The organism is Kluyvera cryocrescens NBRC 102467, from assembly GCF_001571285.1.
Classification (GTDB): domain Bacteria; phylum Pseudomonadota; class Gammaproteobacteria; order Enterobacterales; family Enterobacteriaceae; genus Kluyvera; species Kluyvera cryocrescens.
In genome coordinates this window covers 12,431-35,720 of sequence record NZ_BCTM01000032.1, presented here as the reverse complement: position 1 = coordinate 35,720, position 23,290 = coordinate 12,431, and the positions used below count along the sequence as shown (strand labels likewise).

At 54.5% G+C, this 23,290-nt stretch carries 24 protein-coding genes; 12 read left to right on the top strand and 12 right to left on the bottom strand.

Annotation, left to right across the window (positions count from 1 at the left end; all coding sequences use genetic code 11):
• Nucleotides 1–7 precede the first annotated feature (7 nt).
• Nucleotides 8–1,018 carry a Holliday junction branch migration DNA helicase RuvB gene (ruvB, locus tag KCR01S_RS19275; RefSeq protein ID WP_061284684.1) on the top strand — a complete coding sequence of 337 codons (1,011 nt, stop codon included), beginning with the start codon at nt 8–10 and terminating at the stop codon, nt 1,016–1,018.
• Nucleotides 1,019–1,128: 110 nt separating this feature from the next.
• Here the strand turns inward: ruvB and znuB are convergent, their stop codons facing one another.
• Entirely contained in the window at nt 1,129–1,914 is a 786-nt protein-coding gene (gene znuB / locus KCR01S_RS19270; protein WP_061284683.1) for a zinc ABC transporter permease subunit ZnuB, read from the bottom strand.
• A complete protein-coding gene (gene znuC / locus KCR01S_RS19265; protein WP_061284682.1) occupies nt 1,911–2,666 on the bottom strand; it encodes a zinc ABC transporter ATP-binding protein ZnuC in 756 nt (251 codons plus the stop codon). The genes znuB and znuC overlap by 4 nt, the downstream gene beginning before the upstream one ends.
• Nucleotides 2,667–2,743: 77 nt before the next feature.
• On the opposite strand from znuC, the gene znuA reads away from it, so the two are divergent.
• The 3 genes from znuA to lpxM all read left to right on the top strand — a co-directional run bounded on the left by znuA (nt 2,744) and on the right by lpxM (nt 6,143).
• Nucleotides 2,744–3,703 carry a zinc ABC transporter substrate-binding protein ZnuA gene (gene znuA, locus KCR01S_RS19260; RefSeq protein WP_061284681.1) on the top strand — a complete coding sequence of 320 codons (960 nt, stop codon included), beginning with the start codon at nt 2,744–2,746 and terminating at the stop codon, nt 3,701–3,703.
• Nucleotides 3,704–3,715: 12 nt separating this feature from the next.
• Nucleotides 3,716–5,035 (top strand): murein DD-endopeptidase MepM, encoded by a 1,320-nt coding sequence (mepM, locus tag KCR01S_RS19255; protein ID WP_061284680.1) that lies wholly within the window; start codon nt 3,716–3,718, stop codon nt 5,033–5,035.
• Nucleotides 5,036–5,165: 130 nt separating this feature from the next.
• Nucleotides 5,166–6,143, top strand: coding sequence for a lauroyl-Kdo(2)-lipid IV(A) myristoyltransferase (lpxM, locus tag KCR01S_RS19250; RefSeq protein WP_061284679.1), 978 nt, complete (start codon nt 5,166–5,168; stop codon nt 6,141–6,143).
• A gap of 98 nt (nt 6,144–6,241) precedes the next feature.
• On the opposite strand, the gene pyk is transcribed toward lpxM, so the two are convergent.
• Both pyk and KCR01S_RS19240 read right to left on the bottom strand, forming a co-directional pair.
• On the bottom strand, nt 6,242–7,684 hold the full coding sequence (gene pyk / locus KCR01S_RS19245; protein WP_061284678.1) for a pyruvate kinase: 1,443 nt from the start codon (nt 7,682–7,684) through the stop codon (nt 6,242–6,244).
• 112 nt (nt 7,685–7,796) lie between these two features.
• Nucleotides 7,797–8,666, bottom strand: a complete 870-nt coding sequence (locus KCR01S_RS19240) for a MurR/RpiR family transcriptional regulator (RefSeq protein WP_061284677.1) — start codon at nt 8,664–8,666, stop codon at nt 7,797–7,799.
• Nucleotides 8,667–9,051: 385 nt separating this feature from the next.
• On the opposite strand from KCR01S_RS19240, the gene zwf reads away from it, so the two are divergent.
• The 3 genes from zwf (at nt 9,052) to KCR01S_RS19225 (ending at nt 13,252) form a co-directional block, all read left to right on the top strand.
• Nucleotides 9,052–10,527, top strand: a complete 1,476-nt coding sequence (gene zwf / locus KCR01S_RS19235) for a glucose-6-phosphate dehydrogenase (RefSeq protein ID WP_061284676.1) — start codon at nt 9,052–9,054, stop codon at nt 10,525–10,527.
• A gap of 232 nt (nt 10,528–10,759) precedes the next feature.
• Complete coding sequence (gene edd / locus KCR01S_RS19230; RefSeq protein ID WP_061284675.1) at nt 10,760–12,571, top strand: phosphogluconate dehydratase; 1,812 nt, start codon at nt 10,760–10,762, stop codon at nt 12,569–12,571.
• Between the two features lie 39 nt (nt 12,572–12,610).
• A complete protein-coding gene (locus KCR01S_RS19225) occupies nt 12,611–13,252 on the top strand; it encodes a bifunctional 4-hydroxy-2-oxoglutarate aldolase/2-dehydro-3-deoxy-phosphogluconate aldolase (protein ID WP_061284674.1) in 642 nt (213 codons plus the stop codon).
• Nucleotides 13,253–13,328: 76 nt separating this feature from the next.
• Here the strand turns inward: KCR01S_RS19225 and purT are convergent, their stop codons facing one another.
• Nucleotides 13,329–14,507 carry a formate-dependent phosphoribosylglycinamide formyltransferase gene (gene purT / locus KCR01S_RS19220; RefSeq protein ID WP_061284673.1) on the bottom strand — a complete coding sequence of 393 codons (1,179 nt, stop codon included), beginning with the start codon at nt 14,505–14,507 and terminating at the stop codon, nt 13,329–13,331.
• A gap of 180 nt (nt 14,508–14,687) precedes the next feature.
• Here purT and KCR01S_RS19215 point away from each other — a divergent pair, with 180 nt between their 5' ends.
• Entirely contained in the window at nt 14,688–15,329 is a 642-nt protein-coding gene (locus tag KCR01S_RS19215; protein ID WP_061284672.1) for a tellurite resistance TerB family protein, read from the top strand.
• Between the two features lie 82 nt (nt 15,330–15,411).
• Nucleotides 15,412–17,463: an oligopeptidase B gene (ptrB, locus tag KCR01S_RS19210; RefSeq protein WP_061284671.1), complete on the top strand. Its 2,052-nt coding sequence runs from the start codon at nt 15,412–15,414 to the stop codon at nt 17,461–17,463.
• Here ptrB and exoX read toward each other — a convergent pair whose 3' ends face one another.
• The 3 genes from exoX to KCR01S_RS19195 form a co-directional block, all read right to left on the bottom strand.
• Nucleotides 17,464–18,123 (bottom strand): exodeoxyribonuclease X, encoded by a 660-nt coding sequence (gene exoX / locus KCR01S_RS19205; protein WP_061284670.1) that lies wholly within the window; start codon nt 18,121–18,123, stop codon nt 17,464–17,466.
• Nucleotides 18,124–18,146: 23 nt separating this feature from the next.
• Nucleotides 18,147–18,815: a carbon-nitrogen hydrolase family protein gene (locus tag KCR01S_RS19200; protein ID WP_061284669.1), complete on the bottom strand. Its 669-nt coding sequence runs from the start codon at nt 18,813–18,815 to the stop codon at nt 18,147–18,149.
• Nucleotides 18,816–18,903: 88 nt separating this feature from the next.
• Nucleotides 18,904–19,134, bottom strand: coding sequence for a DNA polymerase III subunit theta (locus tag KCR01S_RS19195; protein ID WP_061284668.1), 231 nt, complete (start codon nt 19,132–19,134; stop codon nt 18,904–18,906).
• A 138-nt stretch (nt 19,135–19,272) separates the two neighbouring features.
• Here KCR01S_RS19195 and yobA point away from each other — a divergent pair, with 138 nt between their 5' ends.
• The 3 genes from yobA to KCR01S_RS19180 are packed head-to-tail and all read left to right on the top strand — an operon-like array spanning nt 19,273 to nt 20,870.
• The gene (yobA, locus tag KCR01S_RS19190; protein WP_061284667.1) at nt 19,273–19,647 is read left to right on the top strand and encodes a CopC domain-containing protein YobA; all 375 of its coding nucleotides are present in this window, start codon (nt 19,273–19,275) and stop codon (nt 19,645–19,647) included.
• Between the two features lie 2 nt (nt 19,648–19,649).
• On the top strand, nt 19,650–20,519 hold the full coding sequence (gene copD / locus KCR01S_RS19185) for a copper homeostasis membrane protein CopD (RefSeq protein WP_061284666.1): 870 nt from the start codon (nt 19,650–19,652) through the stop codon (nt 20,517–20,519).
• A 15-nt stretch (nt 20,520–20,534) separates the two neighbouring features.
• Nucleotides 20,535–20,870 carry a YebY family protein gene (locus tag KCR01S_RS19180; protein WP_061284665.1) on the top strand — a complete coding sequence of 112 codons (336 nt, stop codon included), beginning with the start codon at nt 20,535–20,537 and terminating at the stop codon, nt 20,868–20,870.
• A gap of 335 nt (nt 20,871–21,205) precedes the next feature.
• On the opposite strand, the gene KCR01S_RS19175 is transcribed toward KCR01S_RS19180, so the two are convergent.
• The 4 genes from KCR01S_RS19175 to KCR01S_RS19160 all read right to left on the bottom strand — a co-directional run bounded on the left by KCR01S_RS19175 (nt 21,206) and on the right by KCR01S_RS19160 (nt 23,261).
• Nucleotides 21,206–22,291: a tyrosine-type recombinase/integrase gene (locus KCR01S_RS19175; protein WP_061284664.1), complete on the bottom strand. Its 1,086-nt coding sequence runs from the start codon at nt 22,289–22,291 to the stop codon at nt 21,206–21,208.
• Nucleotides 22,260–22,532: an excisionase gene (locus tag KCR01S_RS19170; RefSeq protein WP_061284663.1), complete on the bottom strand. Its 273-nt coding sequence runs from the start codon at nt 22,530–22,532 to the stop codon at nt 22,260–22,262. Before KCR01S_RS19170 ends, KCR01S_RS19175 begins: the two co-directional genes overlap by 32 nt.
• 61 nt (nt 22,533–22,593) lie before the next feature.
• Nucleotides 22,594–22,836: a DUF4060 family protein gene (locus KCR01S_RS19165; protein ID WP_061284662.1), complete on the bottom strand. Its 243-nt coding sequence runs from the start codon at nt 22,834–22,836 to the stop codon at nt 22,594–22,596.
• Nucleotides 22,833–23,261, bottom strand: a complete 429-nt coding sequence (locus tag KCR01S_RS19160; RefSeq protein ID WP_167348840.1) for a PerC family transcriptional regulator — start codon at nt 23,259–23,261, stop codon at nt 22,833–22,835. The genes KCR01S_RS19165 and KCR01S_RS19160 overlap by 4 nt, the downstream gene beginning before the upstream one ends.
• Nucleotides 23,262–23,290 lie beyond the last annotated feature (29 nt).

Sequence of the window (23,290 nt, the reverse complement as noted above, 5' to 3'; positions counted from 1 at the left end):
GTAAAGGATGATTGAAGCAGACCGCCTGATAGCTTCAGGCAGTACCACGGCGGAAGAGGTGGCGGATCGCGCCATCCGCCCAAAATTACTGACCGAGTATATTGGCCAGCCGCAGGTGCGTTCGCAGATGGAGATTTTCATCCAGGCGGCCAAGCTGCGCGGCGACGCGCTCGATCACCTGCTGATTTTTGGCCCGCCGGGGCTGGGTAAAACGACGCTAGCCAATATCGTGGCTAATGAGATGGGGGTGAATTTACGCACCACATCCGGCCCGGTGCTTGAAAAAGCGGGCGATCTGGCGGCGATGCTGACCAACCTTGAGCCTCACGATGTGCTGTTTATCGATGAGATCCACCGTCTGTCACCGGTGGTGGAAGAGGTGCTCTATCCGGCTATGGAAGATTACCAGCTCGATATCATGATTGGGGAAGGCCCGGCCGCGCGCTCAATCAAAATCGACCTGCCGCCATTCACCCTAATTGGCGCGACCACTCGCGCCGGCTCTCTGACGTCGCCGCTGCGAGACCGCTTTGGGATTGTGCAGCGCCTTGAGTTTTATCAGGTGCCCGATCTTCAGCACATTGTAGGCCGTAGCGCGCGCTTTATGGGGCTGGAGATGAGCGAAGAAGGGGCGCTGGAAGTTGCTCGCCGTGCCCGCGGTACACCGCGTATCGCCAACCGCCTGCTGCGTCGGGTACGCGACTTTGCCGAAGTGAAGCACGATGGCACCATCTCGGCGGATATTGCCGCGCAAGCGCTGGATATGCTGAACGTGGATGCGCAAGGATTTGACTATATGGACCGTAAGCTACTGCTGGCGGTGATTGATAAATTCTTTGGTGGCCCGGTAGGGCTCGATAACCTGGCCGCCGCAATTGGTGAAGAACGGGAAACCATTGAGGACGTACTGGAGCCCTATCTGATTCAGCAAGGGTTCTTACAGCGTACACCGCGTGGCCGTATGGCGACACCGCGCGCGTGGACCCATTTCGGCATTACGCCGCCAGAAATGCCTTGAGCCTGCAGGCGAAGACGATGCTGATGCCTCATCTTCGCCTCAGCGCATATTCGTTATCTTGTACGATGTGATGGTCGGGTCAGCGCCGCTTACCCGACGATACCACTTCTTCAGCTACCCTGTTTTTTCATCATGCTGAAAATAAACAGCAGCGCCGCGCACAGCACCACCGAAGGGCCCGCAGGGGTATCGTAAAACGCTGAGAAGGTCAGCCCCCCGGTGACGGCAATCATTCCCATCCCGACCGCGATCCCCGCCATCTGCTCCGGTGTCCGGGCAAAACGACGCGCCGTGGCTGCTGGAATAATCAGCAGAGACGTAATAATCAGCGCCCCGACGAACTTCATCGCTACGCCGATAGTCAGCGCCGTAACCAGCATCAACAGCAGCTTCACGCGCTGCAGTTTTACACCGTCGACAAAAGCCAGGTCCGGACTGATGGTCATCGACAGCAGGTTGCGCCATTGCCAGAACAAAATGGCCAGCACGACAACCACACCCAGGGCGATAGAGATAAGATCCTGCGGCGTCACAGCGAGCAGATCGCCAAACAGATACGCCATCAGGTCGACGCGCACGTTTGACATCAGACTGACCACCACCAGACCTAGCGAGAGCGCACTGTGTGCCATAATCCCCAGCAGCGTATCAATTGCCAGGTGTGGGCGTTTCTCCAGCCACACCAGCCCGGTTGCCAACAGCAGGGTGACCGCAATGACTGCGTAAAACGGATTCACATCCAGCAGTAAACCAAAGGCCACGCCGAGCAAAGAAGCATGGGCGAGGGTATCGCCGAAATAGGACATTCGACGCCAGACCACAAACGAGCCCAGCGGGCCGGCAGCGCACGCCAGCATCATTCCGGCAAGCCAGCCGGGAAGTAAAATTTCAATCATGACTGCCCATTTCCCCGACGTAAAACAATCCGGCCCTGTAAATCATGGCGGTGGTTATGCTGATGACGATAGATGCCCAGTTGTTCGGCGCCACGCGGGCCAAACATCGAGATAAATTCGGGATGCATGGAGACGACATCCGGCGTGCCGGAACAGCAAATATGGTGGTTCAGACACAGCACTTCGTCGGTTTTTGCCATCACCAAATGCAGGTCATGCGACACCATCAGCACCGCGCAGTCGAGCTCCTGGCGTAGCTGGTTAATCAAGTCGTACAGCGCAACCTGGCCGTTTACGTCAACGCCCTGGGTCGGTTCATCAAGCACCAGAAGTTGGGGTTTATTCAGTAATGCGCGAGCCAGCAGTACGCGTTGGGTTTCGCCGCCGGAAAGTTTTTGCATGGGCGCATCCTGCAAATGACCGGCCTGCACGCGCATCAGCGCAGGGAGGATATCCTCTTTACGCGTCGCGGGATGGAGACGTAAAAAACGCTTGACGGTCAGCGGCAATGTGGCGTCGAGGTGTAACTTCTGCGGTACATAGCCAATGCGCAGATGCTTATCGCGGATGACAACGCCTTCGCTAGGTGCTACCAGGCCGAGGACCACGCGCACCAGCGTTGATTTGCCCGCGCCATTAGGGCCAAGCAGCGTCAGAATGCGGCCTGGCTTGAGATTCAGCGAGATGTCAGAGAGCACTCGGCGTTGACCGAACGAGACTGCGACATTTTCCAGAGATACAAGATTAGTCATAACAATTAGGGCTTGCACAAGATAGTGAATGTTATAATATCACACATCTCTTATTCATTTCGATTATCAGACGCATAATGTTACAGAAAAATACGCTTCTTTTCGCAGCTTTATCCGCTGCACTTTGGGGAACGGCAGCACAGCGTGCTGACGCCGCCGTTGTCACGTCACTTAAGCCACTTGGATTCATCGCATCGGCGATCGCTGACGGGGTTACCGAGACCCAGGTTTTACTGCCCGACGGCGCCTCTGAACATGACTATTCACTGCGTCCTTCTGATGCAAAACGCTTACAAAACGCGGACTTAGTTGTTTGGATTGGTCCTGAGATGGAAGCGTTTATGAACAAGTCAACGCAAAGCATTCCTGAGGCTAAAAAAGTGACTATCGCCCAGCTTGACGGGGTGAAACCGTTACTCATGAAAGGGGCAGATGACGACGATGACGATCATGCGGCCGAGGGTGAACATGATCATGCTCACGCGGAAAAAGGTGACGCACATCACCATCACGGCGACTACAACATGCATTTGTGGCTTTCCCCAGAGATAGCGCGGCTGTCAGCGGTTGCAATCCATGACAAATTAGTGGAACTTATGCCCCAGAGTCGAGCCCGGCTTGACGCCAACCTGAAGGATTTTGAGGCCAATCTGGCCACGACCGACAAACAGGTTGCGAACGAGCTGGCGCCGGTGAAAGGAAAGGGGTATTTCGTTTTTCATGACGCCTACGGTTACTACGAAAAACATTACGGTTTGACCCCGCTTGGGCACTTTACCGTGAATCCTGAGATCCAACCCGGTGCGCAGCGTTTACATCAAATAAGAACACAGTTGGTTGAGCAAAAAGCAACCTGCGTTTTTGCTGAGCCACAATTCAGGCCCGCTGTCGTTGAATCTGTTGCGCGGGGAACCACCGTCCGTATGGGAACGCTGGATCCGCTTGGCACCAATATACAGCTGAGTAAAGAGAGCTATCCGGCATTTCTGACTCAACTGGCGACCCAGTATGCGAGCTGCCTGAAAGGAGATAAGTAAGGAAGTGAATACGTGCAGCAGATAGCCCGCTCTGTCGCTCTGGCATTTAATAATTTGCCGCGACCTCATCGCGTTATGCTGGGGTCACTCACCGTTCTCACACTGGCCGTCGCTGTCTGGCGGCCATACGTTTACCACCCAACTTCTTCGCCAGTCATTCGTACTATCGAGCTGGAGAAAAAAGAGATTCGCTCTCTGCTGCCAGAAGCCAGTGAGCCTATCGATCAGTCCGCTCAGGAAGACGAAGCCATCCCTCAGGATGAACTCGATGACAAAGCCGACAACGAAACGGGCGTGCATGAATATGTGGTATCCACGGGCGATACCCTAAGCAGCATCCTGAATCAGTACGGCATTGACATGGGGAATATCAGCCAGCTTGCGGCAGCGGATAAAGAACTGCGCAATATGAAAGTCGGCCAGCAGCTCTCCTGGACGCTGAACGATGATGGCGATCTCCAGCGTTTGACGTGGGAAGTGTCGCGCCGTGAAACCCGCACTTACGATCGCGTTGCCAACGGTTTTAAAATGAGCAGCGAGATGCAGCAGGGCGACTGGGTGAACAGCCTGGTGAAAGGCACCGTCGGCGGCAGCTTTGTCTCTAGCGCCGTGAATGCGGGCTTAACCAGCGTTGAAGCCAGCGCCGTGATTAAAGCCATGCAGTGGCAGATGGATTTCCGTAAGCTGAAGAAAGGCGACGAATTCTCTGTGCTGATGTCGCGTGAGATGCTGGATGGCAAACGCGAGCAAAGCCAACTGCTGGGCGTGCGTTTACGTTCAGACGGCAAGGATTACTACGCCATTCGTGCCGAAGACGGTAAGTTCTACGATCGTAACGGTACGGGGCTGGCGAAGGGCTTCCTGCGCTTCCCAACCGCGCGCCAGTTCCGCGTGTCGTCTAACTTTAACCCGCGTCGTTTGAATCCGGTTACCGGGCGCGTTGCGCCACACCGTGGCGTCGATTTTGCGATGCCGCAGGGGACGCCGGTTCTGGCGGTTGGCGATGGTGAAGTGGTGGTCGCGAAGCGTAGCGGCGCGGCGGGTTACTATGTGGCGATTCGGCATGGTCGTACCTACACCACCCGCTATATGCACCTGCGTAAGCTGCTGGTAAAACCGGGTCAGAAGGTGAAACGCGGTGACCGTATCGCACTGTCAGGCAATACCGGCCGCTCAACCGGGCCGCACCTGCACTATGAAGTATGGCTCAACCAGCAGGCGGTGAATCCGCTGACGGCCAAACTGCCGCGTACCGAAGGGCTGACCGGCTCCGACCGTACCGACTACCTGGCCCAGGTTAAACAGGTTCTACCGCAGCTGCGTTTTGACTGATATCGCCTAAGAAACAGACGTTCAGAGCCGGTGCTTTCCTTGCACCGGCTTTTTCTTTTGTGTGAAGCACCCACGCTCGCTACACTATCTGATTATCCGCACCGCCCGATGATTCGAACCAGGAACAGGCATGGAAACGAAGAAAAATAATAGTGAATACATTCCCGAGTTTGAGAAATCTTTTCGCCAGCCGCGCTACTGGGGCGCCTGGCTAGGCGTGCTGGCCTTTGCCGGTATCGCCTACATACCGGCAAAAATTCGCGATCCGCTGTTGGGGAAACTCGGCCGCCTGGCCGGCAAATTTGGGAAAAGCGCTCGCCGTCGCGCGCAGATTAACCTGCTTTATTGCTTCCCTGAGAAAAGCGAAGCCGAGCGTGAAGCGATTATTGACGACATGTTCGCAACCGCGCCGCAGGCAATGGTGATGATGGCGGAGCTGGCGCTGAAAGGGCCGGAGAAAATTCTGCCTCGTCTCGATTGGCAGGGACAGGAGATCATCGATGAAATGCGACGCAATGGCGAGAACGTGATCTTCCTGGTACCGCACGGCTGGGGTGTCGATATTCCGGCAATGGTGATGGCCTCCCAGGGGCAAAAAATGGCGGCGATGTTCCATAACCAGGGCAACAAGGTGTTCGACTTTGTGTGGAATACGGTGCGCCGCCGTTTTGGTGGCCGTCTGCACGCGCGTAATGATGGCATTAAGCCGTTTATCCAGTCGGTGCGCCAGGGCTACTGGGGCTACTATCTGCCGGATCAGGATCATGGCCCGGAGCACAGCGAGTTCGTCGATTTCTTTGCCACCTATAAAGCTACGCTGCCGGCGATTGGCCGTTTGATGAAAGTGTGCCGTGCGCGGGTGGTACCGTTATTCCCGGTGTACAACGGTAAAACGCATCGCTTAACGATTCTGGTGCGCCCACCCATGGATGACCTGCTGGAGGCAGACGACAATACCATCGCCCGGCGGATGAACGAGGAAGTTGAGATTTTTGTTGGGCCACACACCGAGCAGTACACGTGGATTTTGAAACTACTGAAAACGCGTAAGCCGGGTGAAACGGAACCGTATCAGCGTAAAGAGCTGTATCCGAAGAAAAAGAAATAGAACAGGAAAACCCGGACGAAGCGTAAGCGCGTTCATTTCATCCGGGTATGAGCAAGAAAAAAGCCCGGGCATGCCCGGGCTTTTTCACACTTTACGTATTACTCAACGGTCAGAATACGCGTGGTATTGGTAGAGCCTACGGTGCTCATCACGTCGCCCTGGGTCACGATAACGAGGTCACCCGACATCAGGTAGCCTTTGTCACGCAGCAGATTGACCGCATCGTGCGCTGCCGCCACGCCATCACAGGCGCTATCGAAGAACACAGGGGTGACGCCACGATACAGCGCAGTCAGATTCAACGTACGCTCATGACGAGACATGGCGAAGATTGGCAGACCGGAAGTGATACGGGAGGTCATCAGCGCGGTACGCCCGGACTCGGTCATGGTGATGATGGCGGTTACGCCTTTCAGGTGGTTTGCCGCATACATTGCCGACATGGCAATGGCTTCTTCCACGTTATCGAACTGAACGTCCAAACGGTGTTTAGAGACGTTAATGCTGGGGATTTTTTCTGCACCCAGGCATACGCGCGCCATGGCGGCGACGGTCTCAGACGGGTACTGACCGGCTGCGGTTTCCGCAGACAGCATGACAGCATCGGTACCATCCAGCACGGCGTTTGCCACGTCCATAACTTCGGCGCGGGTAGGCATTGGGTTGGTGATCATGGATTCCATCATCTGGGTTGCGGTGATGACGGTACGGTTCAACTGACGCGCGCGACGAATCAGCGCTTTCTGGATGCCGACCAGCTCAGGATCGCCGATTTCCACACCCAGGTCACCACGCGCTACCATCACCACATCGGAAGCGAGAATGATGTCGTCCATGGCATCCTGGCTGCAAACCGCTTCAGCGCGTTCCACTTTGGCCACGATTTTCGCGTCACAACCGGCTTCACGGGCCAGGCGGCGCGCGTAGTTCAAATCTTCGCCGCAGCGAGGGAAGGAGACGGCAAGGTAGTCGACGCCAATTTTAGCCGCCGTCACGATATCCGCTTTATCTTTTTCGGTCAGTGCTTCAGCGGAGAGGCCGCCACCTAACTTATTGATGCCTTTATTGTTGGACAATGGGCCGCCGACGGTCACCTCGGTGAACACTTTCATGCCCTGAATTTCCAACACTTTCAGCTGAACGCGGCCGTCATCCAGCAGCAGGATATCGCCAGGCACCACGTCGGCCGGCAGCCCTTTATAGTCGATGCCGACTTTTTCTTTATCGCCTTCACCTTTACCCAGGTTGGCGTCTAGCAGGAATTTGTCACCGATATTGAGGAATACTTTGCCTTCTTTGAAGGTCGATACGCGGATTTTTGGCCCTTGTAAATCACCGAGGATGGCTACATGACGCCCAAGTTTTGCTGCAATTTCGCGTACTTTATCGGCACGAAGCTGATGATCTTCTGGCGTACCATGAGAAAAGTTCATGCGTACAACGTTAGCGCCGGCGGAAATCACCTTCTCAAGGTTATTGTCGCGGTCAGTTGCTGGGCCTAACGTGGTAACGATCTTGGTTCTGCGAAGCCTTCTGGACATGTAATACTCCGTTGACTAATACAACTTAAGGTGTTGCGTGAACAGGAATTCGGCAATGTCGCCAACCTGGCGCTACCGAATGATTGAATAAATGATGCCGTACTTATCGCTTTTAGTGGTTATCGCTGTGTGTCGATAGCTCTTTATCAAACCGCGATTCTTTCAATGCTTCTTTGACTCGCTTCAAGTTATCCCTGAATTTTGCTCCCCGGCGCAGGGTAAACCCGGTGGCCAGGACATCGATCACGGTAAGCTGCGCGAGTCTTGAAACCATCGGCATGTAAATATCGGTGTCTTCTGGAACATCCAGCGTGATAGCGAGAGTGGCTTCCCGCGCCAGCGGCGTGCTGGCGGAAGTGATAGCGATGACCATGGCATCGTTTTCCCTTGCCACCTGCGCAACTTCCACCAGACTTTTGGTTCTGCCGGTATGGGAAATGAGCACCACCACATCATCGTCGCTGCAATTCATACAGCTCATTCGTTGCAAAACGATGTCATCAGAATAGATGACAGGGACGTTGAAGCGGAAAAATTTGTTCATTGCATCGTGCGCCACCGCCGCCGATGAACCGAGACCGAAGAAGGCAATCTTCTTAGCCTGGGTCAGCAGATCGACCGCCCGATTCACGGCCGACATATCAAGCGACTGACGAACATGGGCCAGACTCGCCATGGCGGACTCAAAAATTTTTGCCGTATAGGCTTCTACGCTGTCATCTTCATCGACATTACGATTAACATACGGTGTACCGTTAGCCAGACTTTGGGCAAGATGGAGTTTAAAATCCGGAAACCCGCGGGTGTCCATGCTGCGGCAAAAACGGTTAACCGTGGGCTCGCTGACGTCGGCTTCAAGGGCGAGGGCGGCAATGCTTGAATGGATTGCCTTTTCCGGGGCCGCGAGAATAACTTCCGCGACTTTTCGCTCGGATTTGCTAAGGTTTTCCAGTTGGGTCTGGATTCTTTCCAGCATGTTCATCGTGACAAGGCGCTCATAGATTGAAACGATTCCATTAATGGGTGAAATCTGCAGGCGTTTTAGCAAGAATATACGCTTGAAGCCGAGTGAAAAGTGAATAGGAACAGCAAAAGATGTTGTTTTTTTTCATTACATGATCGACGTCGTATTTTAACTGACGTCGTTCAGGCGAAAGAACGAACAAAATTGGCGGATTGCCTAACGCTGCGGCCGTAACGGTTCCGATTTGTGCGATCGACAGGCGAGAAGGACGTTAAAGGGTTTCGGCAATTTGGTAAACACAGTACAGTGCACCGTAAGAAAATTACAATGATATCCGGCATTTTTCAGGAAAACCTGAAGGATGAAGTGTAGAAAGCCGGGATCTTTAACTGAGGAGAATGACATGGCGGTAACGCAAACGGCCCAGGCATGCGATCTGGTCATTTTCGGCGCGAAGGGCGACTTGGCCCGCCGGAAACTGCTGCCTTCCCTGTATCAGCTTGAAAAAGCCGGTCAAATTAACCCTGACACCCGTATCATCGGCGTAGGCCGTGCTGACTGGGACAAAGCGGCGTACACCAAAGTGGTCCGCGAAGCGCTGGAAACCTTCATGAAAGAGAAGATTGATGAAGGTTTGTGGGACACCCTCAGTGCGCGTCTCGATTTTTGTAACCTTGATGTGAATGATGCTCCTGCGTTTTCACGCCTTGGCGAAATGCTTGACCAGAAAAATCGTATCACCATTAACTATTTCGCGATGCCACCAAGCACCTTTGGCGCGATTTGCCGCGGTTTGGGTGAGGCAAAACTGAACGCGAAGCCTGCGCGCGTGGTCATGGAAAAACCGCTGGGCACCTCGCTGGAAACCTCACGTGAAATTAACGACCAGGTTGGCGAATATTTTGAAGAGTGCCAGGTTTACCGTATCGACCACTATCTGGGTAAAGAAACGGTACTGAACCTGCTGGCGCTGCGCTTTGCTAACTCCCTATTTGTGAACAACTGGGACAACCGCACTATCGATCACGTGGAAATTACCGTGGCGGAAGAGGTGGGTATCGAAGGCCGCTGGGGTTACTTCGATCAGGCCGGCCAAATGCGCGACATGATCCAAAACCACCTGCTGCAAATACTGTGCATGATTGCCATGGCGCCGCCGTCAGACCTGACCGCCGACAGCATTCGTGACGAGAAGGTGAAGGTACTGAAATCCCTGCGCCGCATTGACCGCAGCAACGTGCGTGACAAAACGGTGCGTGGGCAATACACCGCGGGCTTTGCGCAAGGGCAGAAAGTTCCTGGCTACCTTGAAGAAGAGGGGGCTAATAAATCCAGCAGCACCGAAACGTTCGTTTCTATTCGCGTCGATATTGATAACTGGCGCTGGGCGGGGGTTCCATTCTACCTGCGCACCGGTAAACGTCTGCCGACCAAATGTTCTGAAGTCGTCGTGTACTTCAAGAATCCGGAACTGAATCTGTTCAAAGAAACCTGGCCTGAACTGCCGCAGAACAAGCTGACCATTCGTCTGCAGCCGGATGAAGGTGTCGATATCCAGATCCTGAACAAGGTTCCGGGTCTTGAGCACAAGCATAATCTGCAGGTGACGAAACTGGATCTGAGCTACTCCGAAACCTTTAATCAGACGCACCTGGCTGACGCTTACGAGCGCCTGCTGCTGGAGACCATGCGTGGGATCCAGGCGCTGTTCGTTCGTCGTGATGAAGTTGAAGAAGCGTGGAAGTGGGTCGACTCCATCACCGAAGCCTGGGCCAGCGATAAAGATGCGCCGAAACCGTACCAGGCAGGCACCTGGGGGCCGGTGGCTTCCGTTGCCATGATCACCCGTGATGGTCGTTCCTGGAACGAGTTCGAGTAAGCCGCAGCGATAATCCAGAAGGGTTATTTTACCGGTAACATGATCTAACACAGCATGTAGTGCTATTTTTGCGCATTTAAGCCCCGGGCGGATTCACTCCCGGGGCTTTTTTTATTACACTAGCGGTAGATACTTGCCTCTGAGCTGCGTTACACGGGCGTTTTAGATAAGACAGACCAATATATTCGCCCCATTGGACAGCGGCCTGGACAGAAAAATTTGAGGAGCCTTTATGAACTCTGTAATGTTACGGGTAACAAATCGCATTATTGAACGCTCTCGCAGCACGCGTGAAGCCTATCTGGCGCGCATCGAGCAGGCAAAAACTGAAACGGTTCACCGCTCGGAACTGGCCTGCGGTAACCTGGCGCACGGTTTTGCCGCCTGCCAGCCAGATGATAAAGCGTCGTTGAAAAGCATGCTGCGTAACAATATCGCGATCATCACCTCCTATAACGATATGCTTTCTGCCCACCAGCCGTATGAATATTACCCGGACCAAATCCGTAAAGCGCTGCATAGCGTGAATGCGGTTGGTCAGGTGGCGGGCGGCGTTCCTGCGATGTGTGACGGCGTGACTCAGGGTCAGGATGGCATGGAGCTCTCCTTACTGAGCCGCGAAGTGATCGCCATGTCCGCAGCCGTTGGCCTGTCTCATAATATGTTCGACGGCGCGCTGTACCTCGGCGTGTGCGATAAAATTGTCCCAGGGCTGGCGATGGCCGCGTTCTCCTTCGGCCATCTGCCGTCGGTGTTTATCCCATCAGGCCCAATGGCCAGCGGCCTGCCGAACAAAGAAAAAGTGCGTATTCGTCAGCTGTATGCTGAAGGCAAGGTTGACCGTAACGCGCTGCTGGAGTCTGAAGCTGCCTCTTATCACGCGCCGGGCACCTGTACTTTCTACGGCACCGCCAATACTAACCAAATGGTTATCGAATTCATGGGCATGCAGCTGCCGGGTTCGTCATTCGTTCACCCGGATGCGCCGCTGCGTGCTGAACTGACCGCCGCTGCGGCGCGTCAGGTGACGCGTATGACCGGTAACGGCAATGAGTGGATGCCGCTGGGTAAAATGGTTGACGAAAAAGTGGTGGTCAACGGGATCGTCGCACTGCTGGCAACCGGCGGGTCGACTAACCACACCATGCACCTGGTGGCGATGGCTCGCGCGGCGGGGATCATCATTAACTGGGATGACTTCTCTGATTTGTCCGACGTTGTGCCGCTGATGGCGCGTCTGTATCCAAATGGCCCAGCCGACATCAACCACTTCCAGGCTGCGGGCGGCGTGCCGGTACTGGTACGCGAACTGCTGAAAGGCGGCCTGCTGCATGAGGACGTCAACACCGTCGCGGGCTTCGGTTTATCCCACTACACCATGGAGCCATGGCTGAATGAGGGCAAACTGGACTGGCGTGAAGGCGCAACGGCGTCGTTAGATGACAACATTATCGCCACCTTCGACAAGCCTTTCTCTAAACATGGCGGCACTAAAGTGCTGAGCGGCAACCTGGGACGCGCGGTGATGAAAACCTCCGCCGTACCGGTTGAAAACCAGGTGATTGAAGCGCCAGCGGTGATTTTCGAAAGTCAGCACGATGTGTTACCGGCGTTTGAAGCGGGCCTGCTGGACAAAGATTGTGTCGTTGTTGTGCGTCATCAAGGACCAAAAGCGAACGGCATGCCAGAATTACATAAACTTATGCCGCCACTTGGTGTATTATTGGACCGCTGTTTCAAAATTGCGTTAGTCACTGATGGCCGACTGTCTGGTGCATCCGGTAAAGTACCGTCAGCGATTCACGTGACCCCTGAAGCTTATGACGGCGGACTGCTGGCGAAAGTGCGCGACGGTGACATGATTCGCGTAAACGGCCAGACCGGTGAGCTGACGCTGCTGGTCGATGAAGCCGAACTGGCTGCGCGTCAACCGCATATTCCTGATCTGAGCGCTTCGCGCGTGGGAACAGGCCGTGAACTGTTCGGTGCATTACGGGAAAAACTGTCCGGTGCAGAGCAGGGCGCAACCTGTATTACCTTTTAAGATGACACGTTTTGTAGATCTGGCGAGAGAGAATTTCTGATGAAAAACTGGAAAACAACTGCAGAAGCAATCCTGACCACTGGCCCGGTAGTTCCGGTCATCGTGGTTAACAAGCTTGAGCACGCAGTACCGATGGCGAAAGCGCTGGTAGCGGGCGGCGTACGCGTACTGGAAGTTACGCTGCGTACCGCATGTGCAATGGACGCGATCCGCGCCATTGCAAAAGAAGTTCCGGATGCTATCGTCGGCGCGGGTACCGTGACCAACGCACAGCAGTTGAAAGAAGTGACCGAAGCTGGCGCACAGTTTGCTATCAGCCCGGGCCTGACCGACAATCTGCTGAAAGCTGCAACCGCAGGGACTATCCCGCTGATCCCAGGTATCTGCTCCGTTTCAGAACTGATGCTGGGTATGGAACACGGCCTGAAAGAGTTCAAATTCTTCCCGGCTGAAGCCAACGGTGGCGTGAAAGCGCTGCAGGCAATTGCAGGTCCATTCTCTCAGATTCGTTTCTGCCCAACCGGCGGTATCTCCCCGGCTAACTACCGTGACTACCTGGCGCTGAAAAGCGTCCTGTGCATCGGCGGTTCCTGGTTGGTTCCGGCTGACGCGCTGGAAGCTGGCGATTACGATCGCATCACCAAACTGGCTCGTGAAGCGGTTGAAGGTGCTAAGCTGTAAGGTGACTGTTCTCCCGGCCGTCTGACCGGGTAGCAGTAAAAAAGGGCGGGTATGCGTAAGCAGCCCGCCTTTTTTATTACCCCTGAACGATAACCGCAGCCGCGGCGATTTTCGCCCGCTCTACGGCTTGTTCTACGCTATCGCCGGTTGCCAGCGCCACGCCCATGCGGCGGGAGCCGTCGATATCCGGCTTGCCGAACAGGCGCAGTTGCACCCCAGCGCCGAGCGCATTCTGTACATTATCAAAGGTCACGTTACGGCTGGTCAGCTGCGGCAGCAGCACCGCGGAAGCCGAAGGGCCGTAATGGCGAATCGCGCCGACCGGCAATCCAAGGAACGCCCGGACGTGCAGCGCAAATTCGGAGACGTCCTGCGAAATCAGCGTCACCATCCCGGTATCGTGTGGCCGCGGTGACACTTCACTGAACACCACATCATCGCCGCAGACAAACAGTTCGACGCCAAACAGCCCATATCCACCTAATGCCAGCACCACATCACGGGCAATCTGCTGCGCGCGCGCCAGCGCCAGTTCACTCATCTGCTGCGGCTGCCACGATTCGCGGTAGTCGCCATCTTCCTGACGATGCCCCACCGGCGCACAGAAATGAACGCCATCAACCGCATTCACGGTGAGTAGGGTTATCTCAAAATCAAAATTTACTACCCCTTCAACAATCACGCGACCGGCCCCGGCGCGGCCACCCTGCTGCGCATACTGCCACGCCTGCGCAAGCTGATCTTCATGGCGAATAAAAGTCTGCCCTTTACCGGAAGAACTCATTACCGGTTTCACGATGCACGGCAGGCCGATATCCGCCACCGCCTCACGGAACTGCGCTTCGCTGTCGGCGAAATGATAGGCCGACGTTGGCAATTTCAGCGTTTCTGCCGCCAGGCGGCGGATACCTTCGCGGTTCATGGTCAACTGGGTTGCGCGTGCGCATGGCACCACGTGCTGGCCTGCCTGCTCGAGTTCAATCAGCATATCGGTGGCGATGGCTTCGATTTCCGGTACGATAAAGTCGGGTTTTTCCTGCTCAACCAGCGCTTTGAGCACCATGCCGTCAAGCATATTAATGACATAGGAACGATGCGCGACGTGCATTGCCGGGGCATCGGCATAACGATCGACGGCGATTACTTCGATTCCTAACCGCTGGCATTCAATGGCCACTTCTTTACCCAATTCACCCGAACCCAGAAGCATTACGCGCGTCGCAGCAGGACGCAGAGCTGTGCCTAATAACGTCATTACCTATTCCACCGTCTATCCAAAGTTTGGCGCATTATAAACGAAAACGTTTGCGTCTGTCTTGGGCTCAACAGACAAGAGAAGGTATCGCGTTAAATTTTCGCATCTTTATGCGGCGCAGACATATTCTGACATCCGCTCGCCTAGTCTGAACTACGTACACATTCTACTGGAGGTTCTATGTCAGGCTGGCTCAATCAACTGCAATCATTGCTGGGGCAAAAATCGGACGAGGGGAAAAGCGGCCTCAACCAAATGCTGGTGCCCGGTGCTCTGGGGGGGCTGGCCGGGCTGCTGATCGCCAGCAAGTCATCGCGAAAAATGCTGGCGAAATACGGTACCGGCGCGCTGCTGGTCGGCGGCGGTGCGGTAGCCGGGAGCGTATTGTGGAACAAGTACAAAGATAAAATGCGCGGCGATCCGCAGACGGAGATGAAATATGGTGCGCCCGCAGCGCCGCTTGATGTGCGTACCGAACGGCTGATTCTGGCGCTGGTGTTTGCGGCAAAGAGCGATGGAGATATTGATGCCAAAGAACAGGCGGCTATTGAGCAGCAGCTTCGGGAAGCGGGGGTCGAAGAGCAGGTACGGGCGCTTGTCGCCCAGGCGATTGAACAGCCGCTCGACCCGCAGCGCCTGGCGCGTGATGTTCATAACGAAGAAGAGGCGCTGGAGCTTTATTTTATTAGCTGCGCGGCGATCGAGATCGATCACTTTATGGAACGCAGTTACCTGAATGCGCTGGGCGATGCGTTGAAGCTGCCCGTTGAGGTGCGTGAGGGCATTGAACAGGATTTACAGCAGCAAAAACAGCAACTTTAAAGGTCAAATTTCAGGTTTTGCTTGCATCGTCGTCTAATTTGTCCACCCTTATAGGGTGTGACTAAAACAGAAGAATAATCAGATGCCACCTAAAGCAAAACGGATACCCCACGTCATGACTTTGCATGGCGATACGCGCGTTGATAACTACTACTGGCTGCGGGATGATTCGCGATCCCAGCCTGCGGTGCTTGACTATTTGCAGCAGGAGAACGCCTACGGACGAGAGGCGATGTCTTCTCAGCGCAGCCTGCAGGATCGCGTGCTGAAAGAAATTATCGACCGTATACCGCCGAAAGAAGTTTCAGCGCCGTACATCAAAAACGGCTACCGCTATCGCCAGGTCTATGAACCGGGCCGCGAGTACGCGATTTATCAGCGCCAGCCCCTCGGCGAAGAAACCTGGTCATTACTGATTGATGAGAATAAACGCGCGGCGCACAGCGAGTTTTATACGCTCGGCGGGCTCAACGTAGCACCGGATAATATTCTGCTGGCGGTGACCGAGGATTTTCTCTCTCGTCGGCAGTACGGGCTGCGCATCCGTCATCTGGGCAACGAAACCTGGCTGCCGGAAGTGATTGAAGATGTTTCGCCGGGCGTGGTCTGGGCGAATGACTCGCGGACGCTCTATTATGTACGCCAGCATCCCGTCACGCTGTTGCCATGGCAGGTGTGGCGTCATCACGTTGGTGCGCCGACGGCCCAGGATGAGCTGATCTACGAAGAAGCCGATGACGCGTTCTACGTCAGCCTGCACAAAACGTCCTCCAGAAAATATGTGGTTATCGCGCTTTCCAGCGCAACGACCAGTGAAATGCTGCTGGTTGACGCCGATATGCGCGACGCACAGCCGCAGGTCTTTTTACCGCGCCGCAAAGACCATGAATATAGCCTTGATCACTACCAGCAGCAGTTCTACCTGCGCTCAAACCGTGAGGGCAAGAACTTTGGTTTATATCGCAGCGACAGCTGGGATGAGCAGGCATGGCAAACGCTGATTGCACCGCGTGAGTCGGTGATGCTGGAGGATTTCACTCTGTTCCGCGACTGGCTGGTGGTTGAAGAGCGCGAACATGGCTTGCTGCGTTTACGGCAGATTCACCGCCAAAGCCAGCGGGAAACGCAGATTGCTTTCGATGATCCGACCTATGTGACGTGGATAGCTTATAACCCGGAACCCGAAACCGCCTGTCTACGCTACGGCTACTCGTCGATGACCACGCCGGATACGTTGTTCGAGCTGGATATGGACAGCGGTGAACGGCAGATACTTAAGCAGCAGGAAGTGAAAGGATTTGACGGCAGCCGCTATCGCAGCGAGCGTCTGTGGATCGCTGCCCGCGATGGCGTTAAGGTGCCGGTGTCGTTGGTTTATCGCCATGAACATTTTCGCCGCGGCAATAATCCGCTGCTGGTGTATGGCTACGGTTCCTACGGCGCCAGCATGGACGCCGATTTTAGCAGTAGCCGTCTGAGCCTGTTGGACCGCGGTTTTGTCTTCGCGATTGCCCATGTCCGTGGCGGTGGGGAGCTGGGGCAACAGTGGTATGAAGACGGCAAGTTCCTGAAGAAGAAAAATACCTTTAACGATTACATCGATGTTTGCGATGCCCTGCTGGCGCAGGGGTACGGCAATCCCACCTTGTGCTACGGCATGGGCGGTAGCGCGGGCGGGATGCTGATGGGAACGGTCATTAACGAGCGTCCAGAGCTGTTTCATGGCGTCGTGGCGCAGGTCCCGTTTGTGGATGTTGTCACCACGATGCTCGATGAGTCGATTCCGCTGACCACCGGGGAGTTCGAAGAGTGGGGAAATCCTGAGGACGAAACCTACTATCGTTACATGAAGTCCTACAGTCCATACGATAACGTACGGCCGCAGGCGTATCCCAACATTCTGGTCACCAGCGGGCTGCATGATTCTCAGGTGCAGTATTGGGAACCGGCGAAATGGGTGGCAAAACTGCGCGAGCAGAAGGTCGATGACAACCTTCTGCTCCTGTGTACCGATATGGATTCCGGGCACGGTGGCAAGTCCGGGCGCTATAAAAGCTATGAGGGTGTAGCGCTGGAATTCGCCTTCCTGATTGCCCTGGCGCAAGGAACGCTACCCGGACGCACCGAGCGCTAGCTACTTATCCAGATAGTGTTTTAACGTCAGTCTCAGTTCCGGGCTCATGCGATCGAGGTTGTTGAACAGCCAGCGCAGGTAGCCCGGATCGTCTTTGGCGATCTCCGCCACTTCCTGACCGCGATATTTGCCGAAGGTGAAGGTGCGTAGCAGGGCTGGACGCCCGGTGACATCCACCATTTGCTCCGCGCTCCAGCCAGAGACTTGCATGATGTCGATGAGCAGCGCGGCGGTGATATAGCAGTCGTACAGCGCGCGGTGATGATGCAGACCCGGCGGCGTGGCGACGCTCAGCTTACGTGATTTATACAGCGCCATATTGCTGTATTTAATTCCCGGCCACAGCCGGCGCGCCATCTTCATGGTGCAGATCCATTCGCCGTCCATCTCCGGAAGGACGCGGCGATCGAAGCTGGCATTATGCGCGACGTACCACGGGCTGCCCTGATAAAACGGCACAACCTCTTCAATCCACGGCTTGTCAGCCACCATCTCTTCGGTAATTCGGTGGATGGCCATCGCCTGCGCGCTGATTGGGCGATCGGGGCGAACCAGATGGCTCATGGGATTAACTATTTTACCGTCAACCACATCGACGGAGGCTATCTCAACGACGCCTCCCTGTAGGTCGCAGGTTTCAGTATCGATTACGCGCAGCATGGCGAACTCCCGGCCAAAAACGACTAGCGTAAAGGAATGATCTCGCCTTGCCAACCCTGAGCACTTTTTCTGCCGGTAAGCAGCAGTTCTCCGCCGTCGGCGCGAACGATGAGCTGACCGTTTTCATCCCACAGGGCGCTTCCGCCGGAAAAGCGGCCGCTGGCATAGTTGGATTTCAAGACGGCGATCGCGTACTTGTGGGCAAAGCGCTGTAAACGATCGGTAGTGCGCTGCTGTTGGGGCTCCGCCATCGAACTGACGGTCGCCAGCAGTGAAGCCTGGGAGGAGAGCTCACAGCCATCGTTATTAAGCTCAAACACGCTAATCTGGCTGGATTCCGGCGCCAGGCAGGTTCCGTGTCCCTGCTGGTGCTTAGTGGGGTGGCCGCTATCAGGATTGAAAATAACAATCCCCTTAATCCGCGCGCCGTTTTTATCCACCGGCAGGCCGGCAATAATGGTCATCTGATAACGCTGAGCGGCATCGCTGAGCGGCTGAAGTTCACTATCTGGCGGTGGGGTGGGAAGCGTTTGGTTGTCATCAGGACCGGTCAGCGACAGCTCCGGGAAAATAATAACTTTGCATGCCTGTTCGGCGGCGGCATCGATAAAACGAAGATGGTGGGTGATGTTCTCAGCAACATCTCCCTTACGAGGCGCATATTGCGCTGCAGCAATAGTCCATGTCAGCATAGTTGCATCCCTCAACACGTTGAATTGGCCTTTTATCCTGCGTAATGGTACTTGATTCTCTGTAAGAAAATGTCACCAAGGGTAATGATTATTTGGCTTTCGGCTCGTACGGAAGTCGGGAAAGATTGACCGACGCGAGGCGATGGGCAATCAATCGTTCGCGAAACCAGCCCCGCAAATGTTCAGGCTGTTCGCGTTCGACCACTTCAGCGACGATAGGCATATTGTAACGCTCTTTGAAAGCCACGCCGGCGGCGGCCAGGTCAACGTTCACTTTGTCCATTTCGTCTTGCGGAAGGTTAGCCAGATTAGTTTGCATGATGTTCTCCTTCGATTACCGGCGCAAAAGTTACTAAGAGTATCGCAAAATGGCAAGTCCGGAGGGTGCTCATCTCGACTCGTACATTATACAGCGTTATTCTTTGAGATAGATTGATAACAAAAAGGAATGATGGAAATGAAATTCACCACGCCTCGCGCACTCTGCACCACGCTGTTCCTGCTGAGCGCCTTCAGTGCATCGCCGGTCTGGGCTCACGCGCATCTACAGCAGCAAACGCCGCCGGCTGATGCTGAGGTCAGTCCCGCACCCCAGGCCTTAACGCTGAATTTCTCCGAAGGTATTGAAGCGAATTTTAGCGGTGTGACCTTAAAAGGGGCTGATGGGAAGACGCTAAAGACGGGTAAAGCGACGCGCAGCGAAAGCGATAAAACGCAGCTCATCGTGCCTTTGCCTGAAGCGCTGGCATCCGGCATTTATACCGTCGAATGGCATGTCGTTTCCGTCGACGGGCATAAAACCAAAGGCCAGTATCAGTTTAGCGTGAAGTAATCATGCTAAGCGTGCTCTATATCGGACTCCGTTTTATTCATTTTGCCGCGCTGATGATGGCGTTTGGATGCACGCTGTATGCCGGCTGGTGGGCGCCTGCTGCGTTACGGCGCCTGCTAATCCAGCGCTTTTCGGGTTTGCTTCGCGCCTCCCTTATTGCGGGGGCGGTCTCCGCAATGCTGATGCTGGTGGTGCAAGGCGGTCTGATGGGCGGGGGCTGGTCGGATACCTGGCGCCCGGAAATCTGGCAGGCGGTGCTGCAAACTCAGTTCGGCAGCGTTTGGCTGTGGCAGATTGTGTTGGCCTGGGTCACCCTTGGCGTGCTGTGGGTACGGCCGCGACAGATGATGCGGCGGCTTTTGCTTCTGTGCGTCGCACAGTTTATCCTGCTGGCCGGGGTCGGCCACGCCGCGATGTCTGATGGCGCATTGGGCGCATTACAGCGCGTCAATCATGCGTTCCATCTTCTCTGTGCCGCGGCATGGGTCGGCGGATTGGTGCCGTTCCTGTACTGTTTACGCTTAGCCAAAGGCCGCTGGCGACAGCTTGCCATCACCACGATGATGCGTTATTCCCGCTACGGTCATCTTGCTGTTGCCGGGGCGATCGCCACCGGGCTGGTTAACGCGTGGCTGATTCAGGGGGGGCTAACCACCGCCACGGCCTACGGTCTTGCACTGTGGGTGAAATGCGGAATTGTCGGTTTAATGGTCCTGATGGCGCTGGTGAACCGCTATGTTCTGGTACCGAGAATGTCGGCGACCAATACGCGGGTACAAACCGTTTTTATGCGGACCACGCAGGCTGAAATTGTTTTGGGGGCTTTAGTTCTGGCGTGCGTGAGCACGTTTGCTACCTGGGAACCCTTTTAATGAAATGGCGAAACCATGAAAAAAATTATTCTCTCTTTGTTGTTATTCACGGTCTCTGGTTCCGCGCTAGCGGCACAGATAATCACCGTCAGTCGCTTTGAAGTCGGTAAGGATAAGTGGGCGTTTAATCGTGAAGAGGTGATGTTGACCTGCCGTGCGGATAAGGCGCTGTACGTCATCAATCCGAGCACGTTGGTGCAGTATCCGTTAAATGATGTCGCTGAGGCGCAGGTCAAAGCCGGAAAAACGCAGGCGCAGCCGCTGAGTATCATCCAGGTTGATGATCCTAAACAGCCCGGTGTGAAAATGAGCCTGGCGCCGTTTATTGAACGCGCAGAGAAACTTTGCTGATTCTGAAAGTAACGGCTTAATAAACAATAAAAAACCGCAATCATTCATCAGGAATGGCTGCGGTTTTTTTATTATATGCCGTTTATTCGACGAAAATTTTCCGCTCGCAGAGCCTGCGGACTGGAAAACCTGTCACGGTCATCTATTCTTATAAAGCAAGGCGATTGAGCCTGCATTAATGCCAACTTTTAGCGCACGGCTCTCTCCCAAGAGCCATTTCCCTGGACCGAATACAGGAATCGTATTCGGTCTTTTTTTATGCGCTTGATTCTATTGGTTATTTTCAGGTGTTACACGAAATTCCCCGAAAATCCCCCGAAATGTCGATATCCTGTCTAAACCATATCATACTCTGCACCTCGAGAGTCCAGGTATTTTTGCGTCATTGTTAAATTTTTGTGTCCCAAAAGCCGCTGCGCAAATTTCTCTCCACGCTCCTTCTCATAAAGCCTTCCTGACAAGCTTCTGATCTCATGGAATGGTGGCGGGTTGGGGCCAAACTTTACACCTGACAAGTCTCTAATATCCGCAAAAGCCTGGGTGAGTGCATCCGGCCTCAGAGGTCCCGGCTTCCTCCCCCCATTTCGGACCGGCGAGTAAATCATAAAGTCGCTCGGGTTGTTGATTCTGCACCGGTCGATCACATCCTGTAAAACGAGCCCCATAATCTCAAGCTTCAGATCCAGAGGGATTGCCAGTTTATGGCCAGTTTTCTCCTGCGTTATGAACAGAAGCCCATCTTTCACATCAGAGAATTTGAAGCCCGCGACGTCCTCTCTTCGCTGTCCAGTAACCAAAGCCAGGTCCATTGCATTTGGAGCCCATATTGAGTGGGTATCTGCTCTTTCCCTTATTGCGACGAATTGCTCCATGACCAGCCTTTCCCGCTTAACCTTCGGTGTTGGCGCGCGAGTCGGTTCAGCTGGATTACGGTCTATGTGGCCTTCAACAATAGCCTCCCTGAAAATGTCGAGTAATACTGACCTCAGCCCGGATGCCATGCTCTTCTTGTCGCATACGATGTAATATTCCAGAAACTCAGCGATATCTTTGGTCGTGATTGAGGTAAGCGGTATTCTTCCAAACTCTTCTTTGATTGTTGATATCTGATTTTTCCTTACCTTCATGGTGTTGGGTTTTAATTCCCTTCGCTCAAGAATTACGACATAACGCTCCAGCCATGCCGACACTGTGAAGGTGGGCACGTCTTTGATTTTCTCAAGGAGCGTAGATGGTAGATAGTTTTGGTCGATGTAGTTGTTTGCCTCTATGGCTTGAGCAACCGCATCTTTACGGGCAACCCGACCGAGTGATACTTCCTGTCCGGTGATCGGGTTGCGCCATGAATAAAGCTTATCTCTTTTGCGAAAGGTCAGATTACGGGGCAAATTAGCGTCGTAACGTACCGGCCTGTTCGCCATGTTTCAGTCTCTCCAGTAAAGTGCCTTTAGTTGGCAGTTCTTGTTTTGGTGCTTTTGGGCGTAAGTTCTTTTTGCTTGGATCAACATATATAGAATCCGGAAGCAGGCGGTATTCTTTACCGTGGCGCTCAGGCGCGGGGTAAATACGACCTTCGCGGCACCAGCGGCGAAGAGTTGATAAAGAGGGCGGAGTTGAGTAAACAGAGTTTGCCCATTCCAGCAGGTTCATTAGCTTTGCCATTTTTCCTCCTGCTGGCAGCTGATTATAGAGCTGCCAGTAATAATATGGTGATAATTCAATATCAAGACACTTGGCCTGGCAGCGTACGCAACCGTCGCATCCCCGTCATTGCTGTGGCCACATAGCTTGCCTTCCGGTTCACCACTTCAACAGTGATCTTCACCCCTTCAACGCGGATGGTGTACATCTCTGTCATCTTGCTGCGTCCATAGTCGCCGTAGCGTTTCTGGTGTGTTGCCAGCGCTATCTCGCATGCCTGACGCGCGATAGGTGATTGCTTGCTGCCGCGGTTAATTAGCTTCATGCTCGCGCCCTCGCAGTCCTGATGCAGCGATTGCGTTGTGTGGCAATCATTGCGACGCCGGTGACCGTTTGCTGCATGCGGGATAATTCGGCCCACACAGTGGCCGCCCGGCGCCATAAACCGCGCTGTTCCAGTTGCGTTGCGGTAGTCTCTAATTGCCGTAATTGATTGACTGCAGCAGGTTCCGCTGCTGGGCCGTTTGCGAGTTCGTCGGCATACCAATCGCTTAACGCAAGCCTATGACACCGACCATCAATGATGTTTTTGGTGCGGATAATCATGCCGTTATTCACCATCAAACTGACGATGTAGCGTGTTGCCCGGTCTGTCATGCAAAGGGCTTCGCTGATCTCTGCGGGGCTGGCCTGCTGGTTATCAAGCAGGTAATTGGCGACCGCGTTCTGACGTTCAATTTTACTTACCATGCTGGTATCCGGCCCCATACGGGGCCGAC

What these genes read in the sequence shown, in the direction of transcription:
- zwf (WP_061284676.1), top strand. Translation starts at nt 9,052, where the DNA reads ATGGCGGTAACGCAAACGGCCCAGGCATGCGATCTGGTCATTTTCGGC.
- znuB (WP_061284683.1), bottom strand. Translation starts at nt 1,914, where the DNA reads ATGATTGAAATTTTACTTCCCGGCTGGCTTGCCGGAATGATGCTGGCG.
- KCR01S_RS19160 (WP_167348840.1), bottom strand. Translation starts at nt 23,261, where the DNA reads ATGGTAAGTAAAATTGAACGTCAGAACGCGGTCGCCAATTACCTGCTT.
- purT (WP_061284673.1), bottom strand. Translation starts at nt 14,507, where the DNA reads ATGACGTTATTAGGCACAGCTCTGCGTCCTGCTGCGACGCGCGTAATG.
- KCR01S_RS19225 (WP_061284674.1), top strand. Translation starts at nt 12,611, where the DNA reads ATGAAAAACTGGAAAACAACTGCAGAAGCAATCCTGACCACTGGCCCG.
- KCR01S_RS19175 (WP_061284664.1), bottom strand. Translation starts at nt 22,291, where the DNA reads ATGGCGAACAGGCCGGTACGTTACGACGCTAATTTGCCCCGTAATCTG.
- edd (WP_061284675.1), top strand. Translation starts at nt 10,760, where the DNA reads ATGAACTCTGTAATGTTACGGGTAACAAATCGCATTATTGAACGCTCT.
- KCR01S_RS19195 (WP_061284668.1), bottom strand. Translation starts at nt 19,134, where the DNA reads ATGCAAACTAATCTGGCTAACCTTCCGCAAGACGAAATGGACAAAGTG.
- yobA (WP_061284667.1), top strand. Translation starts at nt 19,273, where the DNA reads ATGAAATTCACCACGCCTCGCGCACTCTGCACCACGCTGTTCCTGCTG.
- KCR01S_RS19240 (WP_061284677.1), bottom strand. Translation starts at nt 8,666, where the DNA reads ATGAACATGCTGGAAAGAATCCAGACCCAACTGGAAAACCTTAGCAAA.
- exoX (WP_061284670.1), bottom strand. Translation starts at nt 18,123, where the DNA reads ATGCTGCGCGTAATCGATACTGAAACCTGCGACCTACAGGGAGGCGTC.
- KCR01S_RS19170 (WP_061284663.1), bottom strand. Translation starts at nt 22,532, where the DNA reads ATGGCAAAGCTAATGAACCTGCTGGAATGGGCAAACTCTGTTTACTCA.
- ptrB (WP_061284671.1), top strand. Translation starts at nt 15,412, where the DNA reads ATGCCACCTAAAGCAAAACGGATACCCCACGTCATGACTTTGCATGGC.
- KCR01S_RS19165 (WP_061284662.1), bottom strand. Translation starts at nt 22,836, where the DNA reads ATGAAGCTAATTAACCGCGGCAGCAAGCAATCACCTATCGCGCGTCAG.
- KCR01S_RS19200 (WP_061284669.1), bottom strand. Translation starts at nt 18,815, where the DNA reads ATGCTGACATGGACTATTGCTGCAGCGCAATATGCGCCTCGTAAGGGA.
- lpxM (WP_061284679.1), top strand. Translation starts at nt 5,166, where the DNA reads ATGGAAACGAAGAAAAATAATAGTGAATACATTCCCGAGTTTGAGAAA.
- copD (WP_061284666.1), top strand. Translation starts at nt 19,650, where the DNA reads ATGCTAAGCGTGCTCTATATCGGACTCCGTTTTATTCATTTTGCCGCG.
- KCR01S_RS19180 (WP_061284665.1), top strand. Translation starts at nt 20,535, where the DNA reads ATGAAAAAAATTATTCTCTCTTTGTTGTTATTCACGGTCTCTGGTTCC.
- znuA (WP_061284681.1), top strand. Translation starts at nt 2,744, where the DNA reads ATGTTACAGAAAAATACGCTTCTTTTCGCAGCTTTATCCGCTGCACTT.
- znuC (WP_061284682.1), bottom strand. Translation starts at nt 2,666, where the DNA reads ATGACTAATCTTGTATCTCTGGAAAATGTCGCAGTCTCGTTCGGTCAA.
- ruvB (WP_061284684.1), top strand. Translation starts at nt 8, where the DNA reads ATGATTGAAGCAGACCGCCTGATAGCTTCAGGCAGTACCACGGCGGAA.
- pyk (WP_061284678.1), bottom strand. Translation starts at nt 7,684, where the DNA reads ATGTCCAGAAGGCTTCGCAGAACCAAGATCGTTACCACGTTAGGCCCA.
- KCR01S_RS19215 (WP_061284672.1), top strand. Translation starts at nt 14,688, where the DNA reads ATGTCAGGCTGGCTCAATCAACTGCAATCATTGCTGGGGCAAAAATCG.